Annotated in this window: 17 protein-coding genes, 1 rRNA gene and 1 other RNA gene; 1 reads left to right on the top strand and 18 read right to left on the bottom strand. The window is 49.0% G+C overall.

From position 1 onward, the window contains the following. The 17 genes from ABEA66_RS04175 to rpoE form a co-directional block, all read right to left on the bottom strand. Positions 1–255, bottom strand: a 16S ribosomal RNA gene (locus tag ABEA66_RS04175); the annotation flags it as partial. Positions 256–481: 226 nt separating this feature from the next. Further along, a complete protein-coding gene (locus ABEA66_RS04180) occupies positions 482–751 on the bottom strand; it encodes a pro-sigmaK processing inhibitor BofA family protein (protein WP_225948221.1) in 270 nt (89 codons plus the stop codon). Then, positions 751–1,026 carry a DUF2508 family protein gene (locus ABEA66_RS04185; protein ID WP_192702923.1) on the bottom strand — a complete coding sequence of 92 codons (276 nt, stop codon included), beginning with the start codon at positions 1,024–1,026 and terminating at the stop codon, positions 751–753. Before ABEA66_RS04185 ends, ABEA66_RS04180 begins: the two co-directional genes overlap by 1 nt. Positions 1,027–1,292: 266 nt before the next feature. Further along, the gene (recR, locus tag ABEA66_RS04190) at positions 1,293–1,889 is read right to left on the bottom strand and encodes a recombination mediator RecR (RefSeq protein WP_079911077.1); all 597 of its coding nucleotides are present in this window, start codon (positions 1,887–1,889) and stop codon (positions 1,293–1,295) included. Positions 1,890–1,954: 65 nt separating this feature from the next. Continuing rightward, entirely contained in the window at positions 1,955–2,266 is a 312-nt protein-coding gene (locus ABEA66_RS04195) for a YbaB/EbfC family nucleoid-associated protein (RefSeq protein ID WP_079911078.1), read from the bottom strand. Between the two features lie 20 nt (positions 2,267–2,286). Beyond that, entirely contained in the window at positions 2,287–4,035 is a 1,749-nt protein-coding gene (dnaX, locus tag ABEA66_RS04200) for a DNA polymerase III subunit gamma/tau (RefSeq protein ID WP_345586373.1), read from the bottom strand. Positions 4,036–4,101: 66 nt separating this feature from the next. Then, positions 4,102–5,118: an ATP-binding protein gene (locus tag ABEA66_RS04205; RefSeq protein WP_377740965.1), complete on the bottom strand. Its 1,017-nt coding sequence runs from the start codon at positions 5,116–5,118 to the stop codon at positions 4,102–4,104. A gap of 204 nt (positions 5,119–5,322) precedes the next feature. Then, positions 5,323–5,586, bottom strand: an RNA gene (ffs, locus tag ABEA66_RS04210) — signal recognition particle sRNA large type. 47 nt (positions 5,587–5,633) lie between these two features. Further along, positions 5,634–6,026 (bottom strand): hypothetical protein, encoded by a 393-nt coding sequence (locus tag ABEA66_RS04215; protein WP_079911081.1) that lies wholly within the window; start codon positions 6,024–6,026, stop codon positions 5,634–5,636. Between the two features lie 137 nt (positions 6,027–6,163). Further along, a complete protein-coding gene (gene rpmE / locus ABEA66_RS04220) occupies positions 6,164–6,361 on the bottom strand; it encodes a 50S ribosomal protein L31 (RefSeq protein ID WP_079911082.1) in 198 nt (65 codons plus the stop codon). A gap of 110 nt (positions 6,362–6,471) precedes the next feature. Then, positions 6,472–7,716 (bottom strand): radical SAM family protein, encoded by a 1,245-nt coding sequence (locus tag ABEA66_RS04225; RefSeq protein ID WP_079911083.1) that lies wholly within the window; start codon positions 7,714–7,716, stop codon positions 6,472–6,474. Positions 7,717–7,740: 24 nt separating this feature from the next. Continuing rightward, the gene (gene rho / locus ABEA66_RS04230; RefSeq protein ID WP_079911084.1) at positions 7,741–9,069 is read right to left on the bottom strand and encodes a transcription termination factor Rho; all 1,329 of its coding nucleotides are present in this window, start codon (positions 9,067–9,069) and stop codon (positions 7,741–7,743) included. Positions 9,070–9,439: 370 nt separating this feature from the next. Further along, complete coding sequence (locus ABEA66_RS04235; RefSeq protein WP_079911085.1) at positions 9,440–10,693, bottom strand: UDP-N-acetylglucosamine 1-carboxyvinyltransferase; 1,254 nt, start codon at positions 10,691–10,693, stop codon at positions 9,440–9,442. A 124-nt stretch (positions 10,694–10,817) separates the two neighbouring features. Next, complete coding sequence (fba, locus tag ABEA66_RS04240) at positions 10,818–11,672, bottom strand: class II fructose-1,6-bisphosphate aldolase (protein WP_079911086.1); 855 nt, start codon at positions 11,670–11,672, stop codon at positions 10,818–10,820. Between the two features lie 212 nt (positions 11,673–11,884). Further along, the gene (locus tag ABEA66_RS04245; RefSeq protein ID WP_079911087.1) at positions 11,885–12,277 is read right to left on the bottom strand and encodes a response regulator; all 393 of its coding nucleotides are present in this window, start codon (positions 12,275–12,277) and stop codon (positions 11,885–11,887) included. 203 nt (positions 12,278–12,480) lie between these two features. Next, positions 12,481–14,082, bottom strand: a complete 1,602-nt coding sequence (gene pyrG, locus ABEA66_RS04250; RefSeq protein WP_079911088.1) for a CTP synthase — start codon at positions 14,080–14,082, stop codon at positions 12,481–12,483. 262 nt (positions 14,083–14,344) lie between these two features. Continuing rightward, complete coding sequence (rpoE, locus tag ABEA66_RS04255; protein WP_079911089.1) at positions 14,345–14,929, bottom strand: DNA-directed RNA polymerase subunit delta; 585 nt, start codon at positions 14,927–14,929, stop codon at positions 14,345–14,347. Between the two features lie 437 nt (positions 14,930–15,366). On the opposite strand from rpoE, the gene ABEA66_RS04260 reads away from it, so the two are divergent. Continuing rightward, a complete protein-coding gene (locus ABEA66_RS04260; RefSeq protein ID WP_417629277.1) occupies positions 15,367–16,548 on the top strand; it encodes a S8 family peptidase in 1,182 nt (393 codons plus the stop codon). 46 nt (positions 16,549–16,594) lie between these two features. On the opposite strand, the gene ABEA66_RS04265 is transcribed toward ABEA66_RS04260, so the two are convergent. Continuing rightward, on the bottom strand, positions 16,595–17,002 hold the full coding sequence (locus ABEA66_RS04265) for a YwiB family protein (protein ID WP_079911092.1): 408 nt from the start codon (positions 17,000–17,002) through the stop codon (positions 16,595–16,597). Positions 17,003–17,050: the final 48 nt, after the last annotated feature.

The following is a 17,050-nucleotide window of genomic DNA, read 5'->3' on the forward strand; positions in this document are numbered from 1 at the left end:
TTACCCTACCAACTAGCTAATGCGCCGCAGGCCCATCTGTAAGCCACAGGTTGCCCCGTGTTTCATGATTCTCTCATGCGAGAGAACCAGCTATCCGGTCTTAGCTATCGTTTCCGATAGTTATCCCGATCTTACAGGCAGGTTGCCTACGTGTTACTCACCCGTCCGCCGCTATCCCCGAAGGGACCGCTCGACTTGCATGTATTAGGCACGCCGCCAGCGTTCGTCCTGAGCCAGGATCAAACTCTCCATTAAAGTGATCACCGAAGCGATCTATAATAGAGCTTGTCTTAAGCTCAAAATTCAATGCTAGCGAGAATTTTCATTCTCTGTTAAACATTCACTCGTTGTTCAGTTTTCAAAGGACAATGCTTCTTATTTCTTGCCGCCCCGTTCAGCGGCGACTTGATTAATATATCACAATCCCACACTATAATGCAAGTCTTTTTTATTTTCCATTTTCAGACTCTTCATTATAGTCTTATACAACCCACAGCTTCAACGCGATAAGCATCAATAAACCTGGCACCCCAAGCACACTGACTGTCCCTACGGTTGCGGGGTTTAGCGGAACCTCGATTCGGGTATACGGCCCGAACAGATTTAAAATATATAACAAAAACGCGGCAAATGCAACATGCAAGCATACATATCCAATCCACTGAAAGGTATGCTTGTGCCTGAACAAAGTAATAATCAATAATAATCCGGATACGATAAGGATTCCCCACAGCATATATTGCTTTATCATCAGCCCTCCATTACCCTCCCTTTATATACATCTATGGCAGAGAGGTTCATATTCTTGGCCTGCTTAATTAGCATTTCGAATCTTTTTTCCGCTGCCTCCATAGCATATACGGCATAATCAATCTGATCCACATCCAGCACGTAGTTCAGTCGCTCCTGAGCCGCCACCCATTCGTTATGGGCTACTCCTATCTCAAGCAGCAGCTGCAGTCTCTCATTCTTCAATAGCTCCTCCCGTTTACGATGCTTCGAGCTTAACCTCTGCCATAGCTTCATTTTCGATCCCTCCCAAGTTTGTCCCTATGTTCTATACATATCAATCCAAGGGCTTAAGTAGAACCGAATCTCTTATTTTATACAAAAATAACCCAACTAAGTGCGGCTATGGCTTCGAAGCGGATTCAGGTACATTGCGGTCAAAATGAAAAGTCGCGGCATAGAAGAAGAAGTCTATAAAAAAAAGAAGCCGTACAAGAATAACCTGCGTTATTCTAAACGACTTCTCTTCTTTTCATTGCTATATTCAAAGGCTCGTAAGCTTGTTAAAGCTCCCTGCGTCCTTCTAACGCTTTGGTCAACGTAACCTCGTCGGCATATTCCAAGTCGCCGCCCACAGGCAGACCATGCGCAATCCGCGTCACTTTCAATCCAAACGGACGTACGAGCCTCGACAAGTACATCGCCGTAGCCTCGCCTTCTATATTCGGATTGGTTGCGAGAATGAGCTCCTGCACCTGCTCGTCGGACAACCGCCTCAGCAAATCCGCAATCCGGATTTCATCAGGGCCGATGCCTTCCATCGGTGAGATCGCTCCGTGAAGGACGTGGTAATACCCATTAAATTCTTTGGTTCTTTCCATTGCAACCAGATCCTTGGGCTCCTGCACGACACAGATGACCGAACGGTCTCTGCTTTTATCCTGGCATATGCGGCAGGGGTCCGTATCCGTAATGTTGCAGCAGACGGAACAATAGTGCAAATTTCGTTTGACATTGACCAGGGCTTTGGCAAAATCGATACAGTCGTCTTCCTTCATACGCAGCACATGAAATGCAAGCCGCGCAGCCGTCTTGGGCCCTATACCGGGCAAACGGGCAAACGAATCGATCAGTTTGGCTAACGGTTCGGGATAAAACAAAAGAGATAGCTCCTTATGCTGTTAAAGTAAATTCCCTGTACTTCACAAATGCGGCCGTCGGTCGATTAGAATAAGCCTGGAATGTTCATTCCGCCCGTCAAACGGGACATTTCTTTGTTAGCCATTTCTTCCGCTTTGTTCATTGCATCGTTAATAGCTGTCAGAACGAGATCCTGAAGCATTTCTACATCGTCCGGATCTACGGCTTCCGGTTTGATGACGATTCCGGTGACTTTCTTCTGTCCGTTCACGGTAACAGTAACAACGCCGCCGCCGGCAGTTCCTTCGATCGTTTTTTGCGCCAATTCCTCTTGCGTCTTGAGCATTTGCTCCTGCATTTTCTTCACTTGCTTCATCATTTGGTTCATGTTGTTCATTGAAAATCCACTCCTCGTCATCAATCTTCTTTTATTTTTACCAGATCCTCGCCAAACAATTGGATGGCCTCGTGAATCCATTCTTCCTTCGTTGCCGCCGGTTCTTCCTCATGCACCAGCTTTAACTCCTCACCAGCCTGCTCGGCAGGCTTCGACTGCTCTGCGGCGGCCTTCCAATCCTTCATCATGATAGTGACCAGCCGAAGGGGCTTGCCTAGAATCTCACTCATGACTTGCTCAATCAGCTGTTTATTGGCCGGCTTTTCTGTCGTTTCCCGGTGCATCGAGCTTTTGAAGGCAACGAGCAGAGCCCCCTCAAATACCGCAACCGGCTCTCCGTCCACCAGCCAGGCATGGATGGTAATCTTCAGCTCCTTAACCCGACCAAGCACTTGACTCCACCGCTGAATGACAGCTCTCGTTTCGTCCGTATCCTTGGCGTGCAGGTAGCCCTCCAGCTTCTCAACCCTCTTCATCGCTACAGGTACCGAAGCCGTTCTTCCACCCGAACCGGAATGACCGCCGGCATGGCCGGAACCAGCTGCAGCTGGGGCGACACCCTGCTTAAGCATCTGAGCAATCTGCTCCTCCAGCCGTTGGATTCGGCCAGTCAGTTGAACAATCAATCCATCCTGAGCTGGAGCCGATCCGGCTGTAGGCGCTGCCGCGGCTGAACGTTCAGGACCGGCGGAGCTGCAAAGCTTCATTAAAGCCACTTCCAGCAGCGTTTGGGGCTGTACGGAATATTTCATCTCCGTCTGGTAGTGGTTCAATGTGTCCATCATGGAGATTAGCTCCTGGGTTGTGAACGACTCCGCCACTTCGGCAAATTGTTTTACATCTATGATACGGTCAGTGACCGCCTGAGAACCAGGCACCATCTTGACCATAAGCAAATCGCGGAAATAATACAGCAGGCTCTCCATGCATTTATCCGCACTTTTGCCTTCCTGCATGAAGTCATCAATCAACTGTAATACGGCCCCGACATCCCGTCGTTTCACAGCCTGCACCAATTTTTGAAACTGGTCGCCCGCCATGCCTCCGGTAATCGATACCACATCATCGTATGTGATGCTCTTGCCCGAAAACGCCATGATCTGGTCCAGCAGGCTTAACGCATCGCGCATGCCTCCATCGGACAATCTGGCTATGAACCGAATGGCTTCAACATCGGCATTAATTTGCTCTTCTCTGCACACTTCATGAAGCCTCTCCACCTGCTCATCCAGCGATACCCGGCGAAAATCGAAGCGCTGACAGCGGGAAATAATCGTAGCAGGCAGCTTATGCGGCTCCGTGGTAGCCAGAATGAACATAACATGTGCCGGAGGCTCCTCGAGAGTCTTCAGCAATGCATTGAAGGCTTCCGTTGTGAGCATATGAACCTCGTCGATGATGTACACCTTTTGCCGCACTTCTGTCGGCGCGTACTTCACTTTGTCCCGGATATCGCGGATTTCCTCGACGCCCCGATTGGAGGCCGCATCAATCTCCACAACGTCCATGACGGCACCCTCGGTAATGCGAATGCAATTGGCGCACTCGTTACACGGCTCCTCGGCAGGACCTTTCAAACAATTGACGGCTTTAGCCAATATTTTGGCAGCACTCGTCTTCCCCGTACCCCGTGGGCCGTTAAACAAGTAAGCGTGCGTATAACGCCCTTCGCGCAGCGAATTTTGCAAGGTTTGAACAATGTGCTTCTGACCTACAATTTCACGGAAAGCCTGCGGTCTCCACGTTCGGTATAATGCGATATGTGCCATAGCTTCCTCTCCAACAATTGTTTATCCCGTCTATTATACTACACATCTACGGCTGAATGAAGTGGCTTAGGGGAAAGGAATGCTGAGAGTGAAAGTAGTTCCGAAGCCTTTCGAGGAAACGCGGATATGCCCGCCGATGTCGTGAATAATACGTTGGCAGATGGACAGTCCAAGTCCTGTGCCTTCTTGCTTTGTAGTGAAGAACGGGTCAAAAATTTTATCAATAACAAAAAGCGGTATGCCGGGACCTGTATCGTGAATTTCTATGTTCACTTTTCGCTCCTCAATGTCCACCCTTTCCGTAATCTTCAAATGACCTCCGTCACCCATGGCCTCAATGCCATTTTTGCATATGTTCAGAAAAACTTGCTTCAACAACTCCTTATCCGCTATGACATGTGGAAGCCCGTCTGTGATTTCGCATTGAACGATAACGCCGTGAAGCAGAGCCTCATTCTTAATGATCGGCAAAATATCCTTCACAACCTGCGAAATATCAATGGATGTATAGGTCACATTCTTGGGTTTGCCCAGCAGCAAAAATTCGTTCACCAATTCATTGATCCGGTTCATCTCAGTAAGCATAACCTCGGTATAGCCGCTTTCCCGTTCCATCCCTTGCTCTTGAAGTGTTTTACGAAGCACCTGCAGGAAGCCTTTAATCGAGGTCAACGGATTGCGAATTTCATGGGCGGTTCCCGCCGCTATCTGTCCGATCATCGCCAGCCGGTCGCTGCGCTGAACCTGTTCTTCCAAGGAACGCAGATTCGTCACATCTTTAAAAATAATATAAGCTCCGGCTATCTGATGATTCTCGTCACGCAGCACATTGGAGTCCAGCAAAAGCTCGTAGCGCTCCTGATTGTTCGTCCACGACAGCGCGTGGTTGCGTACAACCATCCCCTCCAGAATACTCCGCTGCACCAACTGATGCTCGGGCGGAAGTGTCGCGAATATACGGTCTACCGGCCGTCCGATCACATTCTCTTTTACTAAGCCAAGCACACGGCACGCCATATCACTGATGTCAATCAATTGAAAGCTGGTGTCAATAAGCAGAACCCCCAGATTGACATCCTTCATAAATGTTCCGGCGAATTGCTGTAGCAAATTCAACCCCCGCTGCAACGTGCCACCTCCTAAGCTATACCCCTTTTAACATTCCAGTTAACTTTAGTATACAATTCTCCTAAATTTTTCATTTTCCTCCTGAGCGCATAAAAAAACACCATCCCCGGTCATAGACCGAAAATGGTGTTTATGTACATACATTTTAAAAAAATAATACCGTGCACCTACCTTGATATTACGATCCAAGCGGAATTTTTAGCCTCGACTCAAGTCAGGCAGCCCTCCGGCACATGAAACATCTTGCTTACGGCTGCTTCCTTCCGGACCTGACCGGGTTCACAAGCATCCATTGCGGAGGACCCAACTCTCAACACCGATTCTAAAACCCAAACCTTACATCGTAATACCGCGAATAGGCGTTCGACCCCGCTACAGCGGATTGCGGGTTACAGGGCACCGCTACCTCCCCGTCTAGCACGGCAAAGATAAGTATAGACGATTCCCCGAGAAATATCAACCTGTGTGCATTATTTACGTGAAACGGAAACTTTCACCGTATATCGGGGCATCATTTTCGACAGCCTGTCGTAGGCCTCCCATTCCACTCTTTCCGCCTCTTCCGCAGATAAGGTGGCCGGCACATCCAGTCTTACCGTAGCAATAGGTCCGTTCATAGTAATGGTAGAGGACCTGACTTCGGGGATTTGTCTTATCGTATCCTTCATTAAACGGGTATCATCCATATACGTATGATAAGTGGGACTCATGGGCATGTTCGGGTTGACCTCCGTTATTCCAAGCGCCCCGTCCCGGGAATACGACTTCACCCTGGTCACTCCGTCCTGCTTCTGACAAGCCGTTCCCCATAATACAACGGATAATAAAATACACAATGTGAATGACGCCACTCTCGGTTTCAAAACAAAAACACCTCCTGCAACTTCTAAGAGCTAGTGAAACAGTCCGATGAACAAAGTCATCAAAGCTGCTGCATTGCTTTTAGGATAGCCACAGGAGGCATGATTATGCTGTAAGACATCTGGAAAACGGTCTAAAATTAGATACCGTATTTCTTTTTAAATTTATCAACGCGACCGCCGGCATCAACGAATTTTTGTTTACCGGTAAAGAACGGATGGCAAGCGGAACAAATCTCAACACGAAGATTTTGTTTGATCGAACCTGTTTCGAACGTATTGCCGCAAGCACAAGTTACCGTTGTGTTATGGTACGTAGGATGGATTGCTTCTTTCACTGCTTTCACCTCTTTTGCCCTGAAACACCATGTGAATCAGAGTTATTTAATTACACACATAGGCGTAGTATATCACGTCAGCTGCATTCGTTGCAAGTAGTTTGTCCGAATTACGGCTTTGGTGGAACATGGGTATAAGAGCCGAGAACAACATGAGGCAGCTCCTCACGGAAAATGTCCAGCATCTGCTTCATTCCGAGCACTTCGCCCTGTGCTTTGGGAATTAGACCCAAATAGCTCTCTGGGTCAATATTCAGATTGCGCAGCTGAATCAGCTTGAGATCGGTTCGTCTGGCAAATTCGATCATGGCTTCGATTTCTTCTTCCCTATCCGTTACGCCGGGAAAAATCAAATAATTGATCGAGGTATACACCCCTTTATCAGCCGCGTAGCGAAGCGATTTCTCGACGTTCTTCAGCGTATAGCCGCGGGGCTTGTAATAAGCATTATAATGGTCGTCCAAGGCACTGATGGTGCTTACCCGCATCAAGTTAAGGCCGGCGTCCACAATGCCGCGGATATGGTCGGTCAGACCGGCATTGGTATTGATATTGATATATCCCATGCTGGTCAGCTCACGCACACGGCGCATCGCTTGAATGATGATCGGCGCTTGCGTCGATGGCTCGCCTTCACAGCCTTGTCCGAAGCTGATGATGCTGTCCGGCGTTTTCAGATGCTCCAGCATGACTTCAACAACTTCATCCACCGTCGGCTTGAAGTTCATACGTGTCTGCGGGGCAGGAAAGCCGCTATCGTCAGGCTGTTCGGAAATACAGCCAAAGCACCCGGCATTGCAGGAGAATGATACGGGAACCGCACCTTCCCAGCGATTCAAGAACGTATTGGAGGCCGTAAGACATTCGTAGCCCAAAGCACAATTCGATAAATGCTTGTAAAGCCGGTTCTCGCTGTACTTCTCCAAATAACGCTGCACCTGCAGCTCCAGCTCGTCAGGATCACAGTTGCGCGGATTCCACCGCTCCGGATCGTCACTCTGATGCGCGGCCACATAAAACCGCCCGTCCTTCCAGACGGCAGCCGTGTAACCGAACAGCGGAAGCAGCTGGCTCTTGTCCGATTTGACGTACCCTGGAAGCAGCAGCCGGGTGAAGCCCTGCGGCAGCAGCGCTCCGACGGCCGTAACATCCCCGGGGACGACTTCCATCTCCCCGGTAGCCGCATTCAAGCCAACCGGTCGTGTATGCGGCAGGCTGACCAACGTAGCTCCTTCCGGAAGAGGAATCAGCTCTTCTTCCATAATATCGGTTATCATATCACCGTTACGGCCAAGTGCAGTATAGTCGGGATGATCGAATACATTTCCATCACGGTCGGCATATAGCAAGTTCATGGCTAATGCTCCTATCTTGTTGAATTACGACGCAGAGGTGTTTTTTACCCGCTTGGAGGCGGATGCGGAAGAAGAACCGCTGCCCCCGCTACCGCCTGTGCTGCCCGCGCCATTTTTTTCGAGCATATCCAAAAACTCTTGGTTCGTCTTGGAATCAGCCAGCTTCTTGAGGAAAGCCTCCAAATATTCATGCGAATCATTCATGCTCTTGCGAATAGCCCATACTTTATCCAGCTCTTCTTTGGTCAAGAGCATTTCCTCGCGGCGTGTACCCGATCGGCGAATGTCGATAGCCGGGAATATGCGGCGCTCCGCCAGCTTGCGGTCCAGGTGCAGCTCCAGATTGCCTGTTCCCTTGAACTCTTCATAGATAACGTCATCCATACGCGATCCGGTTTCAATAAGCGCAGTGGCCAGGATCGTCAGGCTGCCGCCTTCTTCGATATTACGGGCGGCACCGAAAAATCTTTTCGGGCGATGGAACGCCCCGGGATCGATCCCCCCGGATAAGGTACGGCCAGTCGGAGGCACGACCAGGTTGTAGGCGCGAGCCAAACGAGTGATGCTATCCATCAATATAACGACATCTTTCTTATGCTCAACCAAGCGTTGAGCCCGCTCTAACACCAATTCAGCAACCTTGATGTGATTCTCCGGCAGCTCGTCAAAGGTAGAAGCGACCACTTCCCCTTTCACCGAACGCTGCATATCCGTCACTTCCTCCGGACGCTCGTCAATCAGCAGCACAAACAGCTCGATATCCGGGTAATTAGTGGAAATGCTGTTGGCAATTTCTTTGAGCAGCAAGGTTTTACCAGCCTTAGGCGGAGCTACGATCAAGCCGCGCTGTCCTAATCCTACGGGAGCCAATAAGTCCATAAGCCGTGTGGAATAATGCGTAGGGGAGGTTTCGAGCACCAGTTTTTTCTGCGGATACAGAGGAGTCAATGCCGGGAAGTGCAGCCGTTCCGCTGCCGTCACAGGGTCCTCTCCGTTTACTGCCTCCACATGCAGCAAGCCGAAGTAACGTTCGTTTTCTTTTGGAGGCCGGCATTTACCGGATACCAGGTCTCCGGACCGCAAATCAAATTTGCGAATCTGGGAGGCGGATATATAAATATCCTCCGAACTAGGCAGGTAATTGATAGGTCTAAGGAAACCGAAACCGTCCTGCAGGATCTCCAGTACGCCCTCCATAAACATCAATCCGCTTTTTTCAGCCTGCGCGCGTAAAATGGCGAAAATAAGTTCTTTTTTCTTCAACTGCCCGTAATAAGGAATTTGATGCTTTTTGGCCAATTGATAAAGCTCTGTTAATTTAAGTGCCTCTAGTTGAGCTAGATGCATATCCATAATTTCTAACCACCAAACTATTAAATTTTCAAGGCTTAACGTTCCACATTCATTATTCTAGCATGAGGCGTTCATGGAATCCTTTTTCATTTGCCGGGAAGTACATGTTCTCGGAGAAAACCCACTAAGGAATCAGGTCGGGGAATGAGGAAAGGAGCAGCAAGCCTTTCTTGCGAAAAACCATCCCTCAATGTTCACCGCAGCGATCAGACCGGGCGAAGACCTCGCAGATAGCTTTTCGTAAGAAAGCCGCTTCATAACATGTTTAACCGTTTTACGGTGTTCTGTTTCAAAAGACTATCGAAGTGTTGTTTCACTGTGATGCAGACATTGTCTATCATTACCCAATTTGGCGAAGTCTATACGACTACTATTCGTTCTTACGCCATACCTCTGCACCTAAATTCGATAGATTCATAACCAAATGATCGTAACCGCGATCAATATATTCGACGCCGCTAATTTCGGTCACCCCATCCGGTACGGTAAGGCCCGCTATGACCAGCGCAGCGCCGGCCCGAAGGTCCGTCGCCTTCACTTTAGCCGCACACAGCGGAGATCCCTCGATAACCGCCGAACGCCCCTCAACCTTGATTTTGGCTCCCATTCGCACAAGCTCCGGAACGTGCTTAAATCTATTGCTATAAACATAGTCTGTAAGAATGCTGACGCCTTTGGTTTGAGTAAGGAGGCTCGTCATAGGCGATTGCAGATCGGTGGCAAACCCGGGGTACACCAATGCTTTTACGTCGACGCTTTCATAAATAGGCTGACCGACAACACGGATGGACTCATCCATCTCATAAATGTGTACGCCCATTTCCTGCAATTTGGCCGTCAAGGCCTCCATATGCTTGGGAATCACATTATCTACGACAACATCCCCGCGCGTTGCGGCTGCGGCAATCATATAAGTACCTGCTTGTATACGATCGGGAATGATAGAGTGGTGACATCCGTGCAGAGAATCTACGCCTTCTATGCGAATGGTTTCTGTCCCTGCCCCTTTTATTTTGGCGCCCATGGCGTTCAATAAAGTGGCAACATCTATAATTTCAGGCTCTTTGGCCGCGTTTTCAATCAAAGTGACACCTTTGGCGCGAGAAGCTGCCAACATGATGTTGATCGTCGCCCCTACGCTAACTACATCCAAATAAATCTTTGCCCCGCGAAGCTCTTTAGCATGAATATGTAAGGCACCGTTTTCTGTACTTACACGCGCTCCCAGCGCTTCAAATCCTTTAATATGCTGATCGATCGGACGCGGTTCAAAATTGCATCCGCCGGGTAATCCTATGGTGGCTTCCCCAAAACGTCCCAGTAACGCTCCCATCAAATAGTAGGAAGCTCTTAATTTCTTCACATTGCCGTTCGGCATAGGTTTGGATTGCAAGCGGCTCGGGTCGATGATCATGCGATCTTCCTTCCATTCTACCGTTGCACCAAGCTCCTCGAGAAGTTCCGTATAAATGGCTACATCGCTCAAAATCGGTAAATTGTCCAGCGTTACCGTCGTCTCCGATAAAATAGCGGCTGGAATTAAAGCTATCGCGCTGTTCTTGGCGCCGCTTATCTGGACCGTCCCCCTCAGCGGACGACCGCCGGAGACCATCAATTTTTCCATTCGTCCCTCTTCCTCCCACATGACTGCTTTAAAGCACTAAACAAACGAATCAACCGATAAACGGAGCTATTAAAGAAAGAATAGAAGGGAAACACATCTTAACGATGCATTTCCCGTATATAACTTAAGCTTGGTTGGAGCTTCCGAACAATTGAATTTTGGATTTAACCACTTCAATCATGGCTTTGCGGGCAGGAGTGAGGTATTTACGAGGATCGTACACTTTAGCATCTTTGTTCAACACTTCACGGATCGTTTCCGTGCATGCTACTTGGTTTTCGGTGTTCACGTTGATCTTGCCAACCCCTGCTGCGATGGACTTCTTGATCATTTCGTCAGGTACGCCGGATCCGCCGTGAAGAACGACAGGAACAGGAATGGCCTGGGAAACCTTCTCGATAATATCAAATCGGATGTTAGGCTCGCCTGCGTACATACCGTGTGCGGTACCTACTGCGATCGCCAGACAGTCAACGCCGGTTTCTTCATAGAAACGAATAGCTTCTTCCGGCTTAGCAAGGCTTGCATTCTCTTCGTCAACGCTGATATCATCTTCAACGCCGCCGATAGTTCCAAGCTCGCCTTCAACGGAAACGCCCATAGCATGAGCGGCCTTAACCACTTCTTTAGTCAAACGGATGTTTTCTTCGAAAGAATAGTGAGAACCGTCAAACATAACGGAGCTGAAGCCCGCGCGGATACATTTCATAGCAACTTCAAAGCTGCTGCCGTGATCCAGGTGCAATGCGATCGGTAATCCGGATTTTTTGGCAGCCGCTTCAGCAATGGCAACCGTAAACTCGATACCCATATACTTCAAAGCTCCTTCACTTACGCCGTAAATGAAAGGAGACTTCAATTCCTCTGCTGCTTCTACGATAGCTTGGGCGAACTCCAGGTTGTTCATGTTAAATTGTCCAACTGCATACTTGTTCGCCTTTGCCTTAGGCAAAAATTCGTTCATTGAAACCAATGGCATGTGTCTCTTCCTCCTAGTGTTTATTGACCGAGTTAAGTACGAAGACCGCTCTTGTGTCATACTGCGTTATTATATCATATAAAGCTTAAAATGATAACCAAGCCTATAGTAATTTTCCAGACAAGCCTACCTAAAATAGAGGGTTATCTTTGGGGATTTTACATGTAAGCGAACCCAATTCCATAGAAATAAAAAAAAGAGATCCTGAAAAATCAGGATCCCACTGCGTATGAATTGTTGCCCGTAAGTCGCAGCTGATTGTTGACTGCATGGCGAAGCTCATCAATGTCGAACGGCTTCGTGAAATGCATGATAGCCCCCAGCTCCGTAGCTTCCTTAATCATGTCCAGCTCACCATAAGCTGTCATCATGATCACTTTGATGGAAGGGTCAATGGCTTTGATATGCTTCAAAATATCCAGGCCGTCCATTCCGGGGATTTTCATATCCAGGAGCACAAGATCAGGAGAGGCCGATCTGACAATCTCAAGGGCCAGCTTCCCGTTGGAAGCCTGGTAGGTCTCATAGCCTTCGCTGCTGAACACTTCCATTAACAAAATGCGAATACCGTTCTGGTCATCAACAATAAGCAACTTCTTCTTCAATACGGTAACCTCCTCATTCCGCTTTCGTTTGTTTGTCGGAATTCCGTCCTGTCTAACGATCCTAACAAGATAAATTCGATACAAACACCGATATTCCTTCTTGTTTCTGCGGAAAGTTGAAAACTTTTACAATTAAAGAAGTTTCTGAAGAAGCAAATCGAATTGTGTTGTTATGGAATATGCTGTCGCATGAGGATCTATGACTAATTTTTCATTTGAAATGCCGCTTGAACGAAATGCTTGAACAAGGCTTGCGGACGGTTCGGACGCGATGTGAATTCCGGATGGAATTGCACAGCCAGGAACCAAGGATGATCCGGGCATTCAATGATTTCAACCAGTCGGCCATCTGGCGACGTACCGGTAATTTTCAAGCCGGCCGATTCCAGCATGTCACGGTATTGATTATTAAATTCGTAGCGGTGACGGTGTCTTTCGTAGACAAGCTCATCGTCGTAGCAGCGCATAGCGAGCGAGCCTTCCGCCAATTTGCATGGATACAATCCAAGACGCATTGTGCCGCCCAGATCTTCAATATCCTTCTGCTCAGGCAGAAGATCGATCACCGGATACGGCGTAGTCGGATTGATCTCGGAGCTGTTCGCTCCCTCCAGATTCAATACGGAACGCGCATATTCCACTACGGCTACCTGCATTCCCAAGCAAATGCCGAAGAACGGAATTTTGTTCTCGCGCGCATAGCGAATGGCAGAAACCTTGCCTTCGATGCCGCGATCGCCGAAGCCTCCCGGTACAAGAATGCCTTGTACACCCTTCAGCAGCTCTTCCACGTTGCCGTCGGTCACCTCTTCGGCGTTGACCCAACGAATTTTAATTTCCGTGTTGCTGTCGATTCCGGCATGCCCCAATGCTTCGACAATACTTAAATATGCATCATGCAGTGCAACGTACTTGCCGACAATGGCGATTTCCGTCGTATGCTTCAAGGATTTGACGCGCTGAACAAGGCTTTCCCATTCCGTCATATCCGGTTCATTCGTAGTCAGCTTCAAATGATTAACGACGATATCGTCGAGCCCTTGCTCACGCAGCATCATTGGTACTTCATACAAGGTATCCGCATCCAGACACTCGACTACCGCTTTCTCATCGATGTCGCAGAACAAGGCCAGCTTGCGCTTCATATCCTCGGACAACGGATGCTCCGTACGGCAAACGATAACATGAGGCTGAATGCCGATTCCGCGGAGCTCCTTCACGCTGTGCTGGGTCGGCTTGGTTTTGACTTCACCCGCCGCTTTCAAGTAAGGAATCAGCGTCACGTGGATGTACATGACGTTCTCACGTCCAATGTCGCTCTTAATTTGGCGAATAGCCTCGATGAACGGCAAGCTCTCGATATCGCCGACCGTACCGCCGATTTCAGTAATAACGACGTCGGATTGCGCTTCGCGTCCTGCGCGGAATACGCGATCCTTGATTTCGTTGGTAATGTGCGGGATAACCTGCACCGTTCCGCCCAAATACTCTCCGCGACGCTCTTTCGTAATAACGGAGGAATAGATTTTGCCCGTCGTTACGTTGCTGTTCTTGGATAAGTTAATATCGATAAAACGCTCGTAGTGACCCAAGTCCAAATCGGTTTCCGCGCCGTCATCGGTAACGAAAACTTCCCCGTGCTGGTATGGACTCATCGTTCCAGGGTCTACGTTAATATAAGGGTCAAATTTTTGAATGGTAACTTTCAGCCCCCGGTTTTTCAAGAGCCTTCCGAGCGATGCCGCTGTAATCCCCTTGCCCAATGAGGAAACAACGCCCCCCGTGACGAAAATATACTTGGTCATTATGTAACCCTCCAATATTGATAGTATTGCGCGAAATCAGTTCTCATAAACGGAAGGAAAGCAACAACTTCCGCGCCACAATCCATTTCACGTCCAACGGCGCGGAACGCACAAAAATCCCCCATAAAAAAAGAAAAAATGCCCCGACTTTGCGCGGGGCACTTTATAGTCAAGACATTCGTCATGATTCGATCTTTTCCAAAGCCCAGAAAATAGTTTACTCTGAACGCCCATCCCTGTCAAGAAGGAGGAGGGAATTGGTTTATTTCCGATCGTCGTCTTCATCCTCATCATCAAATTCTTCCTCTTCGGAATCATCCAATTCCTCGTCGGAGTCTTCCTCCAGATCGGTCTCCTCGATCTCCTCTTCAATCTCGTCCTCTTCGAAGAATTCGGTTTCTTCCTCTGCTTCTTCTTCCGATTCAAAGTCATCCTCGTCACGCACTTTGTCGAAGGAGTCGTAATCTTCCTCCTCAGCGAAATGATCTTCTTCCTCGGCGAACAGATCCTCATCGTCCAGATCGTCGTCTTCGTCGTTAATAATGCGCGGACGCTTGCCGCTGCCAACGGCATCCTCGGATTTCTCAACCGGATACCAGCGCTTCAATCCCCACAAATTCGTGCCGACACAAGCAAACCGGCCGTCTATATTGATCTCCGTATATAGTTGAGCGATAACCTGCATGACTTCATCTTCAGAGAGGCCTTTAATTTTGGCGATTTCAGCCATTAAATCACGGTAATAAAAAGGTGTATTCGCAGCTTTCAGCAATTCAAATGCTAGATCGACCATCGGCATTTCTTTTGCTTGCTCCGCACCGACCTTTAGAGTGTACTGTCCACTCATCCAAGCACATCCCTTCGAACATTTTACAAGAGTCCTAACTCATAATATCCATTATACTCATTTAGTAAACCTTATTTTATGTAAAAATGCAACTAGGAGTCTGTCCGCAGGACCGCTTTTTTTGCTGATAAAGACTCTGGTCCCCATCCTCCTCAAAATCTTTGCCGATCCCGTCCAAAGAAAGAAGCGAAGGAGAACTCCTTCGCCTTTGACTGTATCCGCGAGAGCCGAGTACAGATCTGCCCCAACTCCCATCTCGCTGAAGAGAATCGACCGACTCTCTCTATTTATCGTATGTGCAAGTTTCCCGAATGACACGGGTCCCAACCCAATTATTTATATAAAGGTTATGTGCACATGCCGCCGGACTTCCTCCCACATACGATATTGAAAAGCGTATGATTCCAGACGGCCGATGCATGGGGGGAAGATCAACTGTGAAACCATCCGCGTTTGTTGAATGGCTACATGGAGCCATGGAAGGTACAGGCAGCAGCGATTGCAAGCATATCATCCGATTCAACGACCCAATGCATTACTCAGCTTGCCTGCAACAAATTAAACGCCGCAAGAAGAAATGGACCCGGCTTAAGGAAGTCCAGCCGCTGCAAATCATTCACGCCCTTTCCTGCACCCTGAATTCCCCGGAGCTGTTGGCGGATCTCCCTTTTATCCAATCCGTTGAACCGGATACCTTGATGAAGGTTCATGCACCGAAATCTTTAAAGTCAGTTCAGTCTAACAGCGGAAAGTCAGCGAGCGAGACGCAGACGATTCCTTGGGGCATTCGGCATATCCGGGCCCCTCAAGCTTGGAAAAAATCCAAAGGGGACCGGATTCATATCGGGGTCATCGATACCGGGGCCGACTACACGCATCCGGATTTGCGCAACTGCCTGTCACACGGAATTAACCTGCTGAACCGGTTTCTGCTGCCCAATGACGATAACGGCCACGGGACCCACATCGCGGGTACGATCGCCGCATCCAGCCGCCAGCGCGGGATATTGGGAGTGGCTCCGGAAGCTCTGATTCATCCGGTGAAGGCATTCGATCATCAAGGCAGCGCGTTTGTTTCCGATATTATTAACGGCATCGACTGGTGCGTGAAAAATCAAATACACATTATTAATATGAGCTTCGGCATGAAAACGTACAGTAAAGCGCTGGAATTGGCCGTGCGCAACGCGTATGAGGCTGGCGTCATCGTCGTAGCCTCCTCCGGCAACGAAGGCAAGAAAGCGGGAATTGATTACCCTGCCAGACTTCGTCAGGTGATCGCCGTAGGGGCGACAACCCGGCGCGGGCAGATCGCTCCCTTCAGCAACATCAGCAAAAAAATCGACATTTATGCCCCAGGTGAGAGAGTATATTCCACTTGGCTGCGAGGAAAATATCACGAATTAAGCGGTACCTCGATGGCGACTTCGCACGTCACCGGCGTGATCGCTCTTATGCTTGCCAAAAAGCCGGGCCTAAAGCCGATGCAGGTAAAAACCATCATCAAGAAAAACGCCAAGCTGATTTTGAAAGCAAACAGAACCAGCTTCGGTATCAAGGAAATCAATGCGATGAGAGCCGTCGGCGCAGTATCAAAAACGGTTTCGAGCGGAGACTGATGCAACCGCCCGAAACCGTTTTTTTGTTTGTCTTCGCTTATTCGGCTTACTGCCGCAAAGCAATCGTCACCTTTAACCGGAAGGAGCCGGATTTCTCCCCCGCCACATACAAGTCATAGCTCCAATCGACGGTCCCGAGACCCTCCAACAGATCGATGATCATGGAGGTCGTGTCCGTGTGCAGCTCCAGGCTGCCTTGAGGCATCTCATAGCTCCCCCGGCAGCTTTGGCCCTGTACGAACGTAAGCTCCGATCGCACGCTCCCGCTCCGTAATAACCGGATGCGGTCACGCTCCAGCTTGATTGTCGTCATCGTCCCCGACATCTCCGGATCGGCTTCTTCATATCGCAAATAATAATGATCGCCCTTTGGGAACAGCTCTCCCTGAACGGACTGCTGCATGCGCTGGTCCTCAGAGAAGCTCTCTATCACGACCGATACTGCCTTCTTCATCTTTCCCGCACCTCCCGCTACACGCAACAGTGTAACGAAACGGGAGCC

The organism is Paenibacillus vulneris (genome assembly GCF_039543185.1).
GTDB classification, from domain to species: Bacteria; Bacillota; Bacilli; order Paenibacillales; family NBRC-103111; genus Paenibacillus_S; species Paenibacillus_S vulneris.

Coding starts and splice junctions, on each gene's coding strand:
- ABEA66_RS04180 (WP_225948221.1), bottom strand. CDS start 751: ATGATAAAGCAATATATGCTGTGGGGAATCCTTATCGTATCCGGATTA.
- ABEA66_RS04185 (WP_192702923.1), bottom strand. CDS start 1,026: ATGAAGCTATGGCAGAGGTTAAGCTCGAAGCATCGTAAACGGGAGGAG.
- ABEA66_RS04195 (WP_079911078.1), bottom strand. CDS start 2,266: ATGAACAACATGAACCAAATGATGAAGCAAGTGAAGAAAATGCAGGAG.
- dnaX (WP_345586373.1), bottom strand. CDS start 4,035: ATGGCACATATCGCATTATACCGAACGTGGAGACCGCAGGCTTTCCGT.
- ABEA66_RS04205 (WP_377740965.1), bottom strand. CDS start 5,118: ATGAAGGATGTCAATCTGGGGGTTCTGCTTATTGACACCAGCTTTCAA.
- ABEA66_RS04225 (WP_079911083.1), bottom strand. CDS start 7,716: ATGAACTTGCTATATGCCGACCGTGATGGAAATGTATTCGATCATCCC.
- rho (WP_079911084.1), bottom strand. CDS start 9,069: ATGGATATGCATCTAGCTCAACTAGAGGCACTTAAATTAACAGAGCTT.
- ABEA66_RS04235 (WP_079911085.1), bottom strand. CDS start 10,693: ATGGAAAAATTGATGGTCTCCGGCGGTCGTCCGCTGAGGGGGACGGTC.
- fba (WP_079911086.1), bottom strand. CDS start 11,672: ATGCCATTGGTTTCAATGAACGAATTTTTGCCTAAGGCAAAGGCGAAC.
- pyrG (WP_079911088.1), bottom strand. CDS start 14,082: ATGACCAAGTATATTTTCGTCACGGGGGGCGTTGTTTCCTCATTGGGC.
- rpoE (WP_079911089.1), bottom strand. CDS start 14,929: ATGAGTGGACAGTACACTCTAAAGGTCGGTGCGGAGCAAGCAAAAGAA.
- ABEA66_RS04265 (WP_079911092.1), bottom strand. CDS start 17,002: ATGAAGAAGGCAGTATCGGTCGTGATAGAGAGCTTCTCTGAGGACCAG.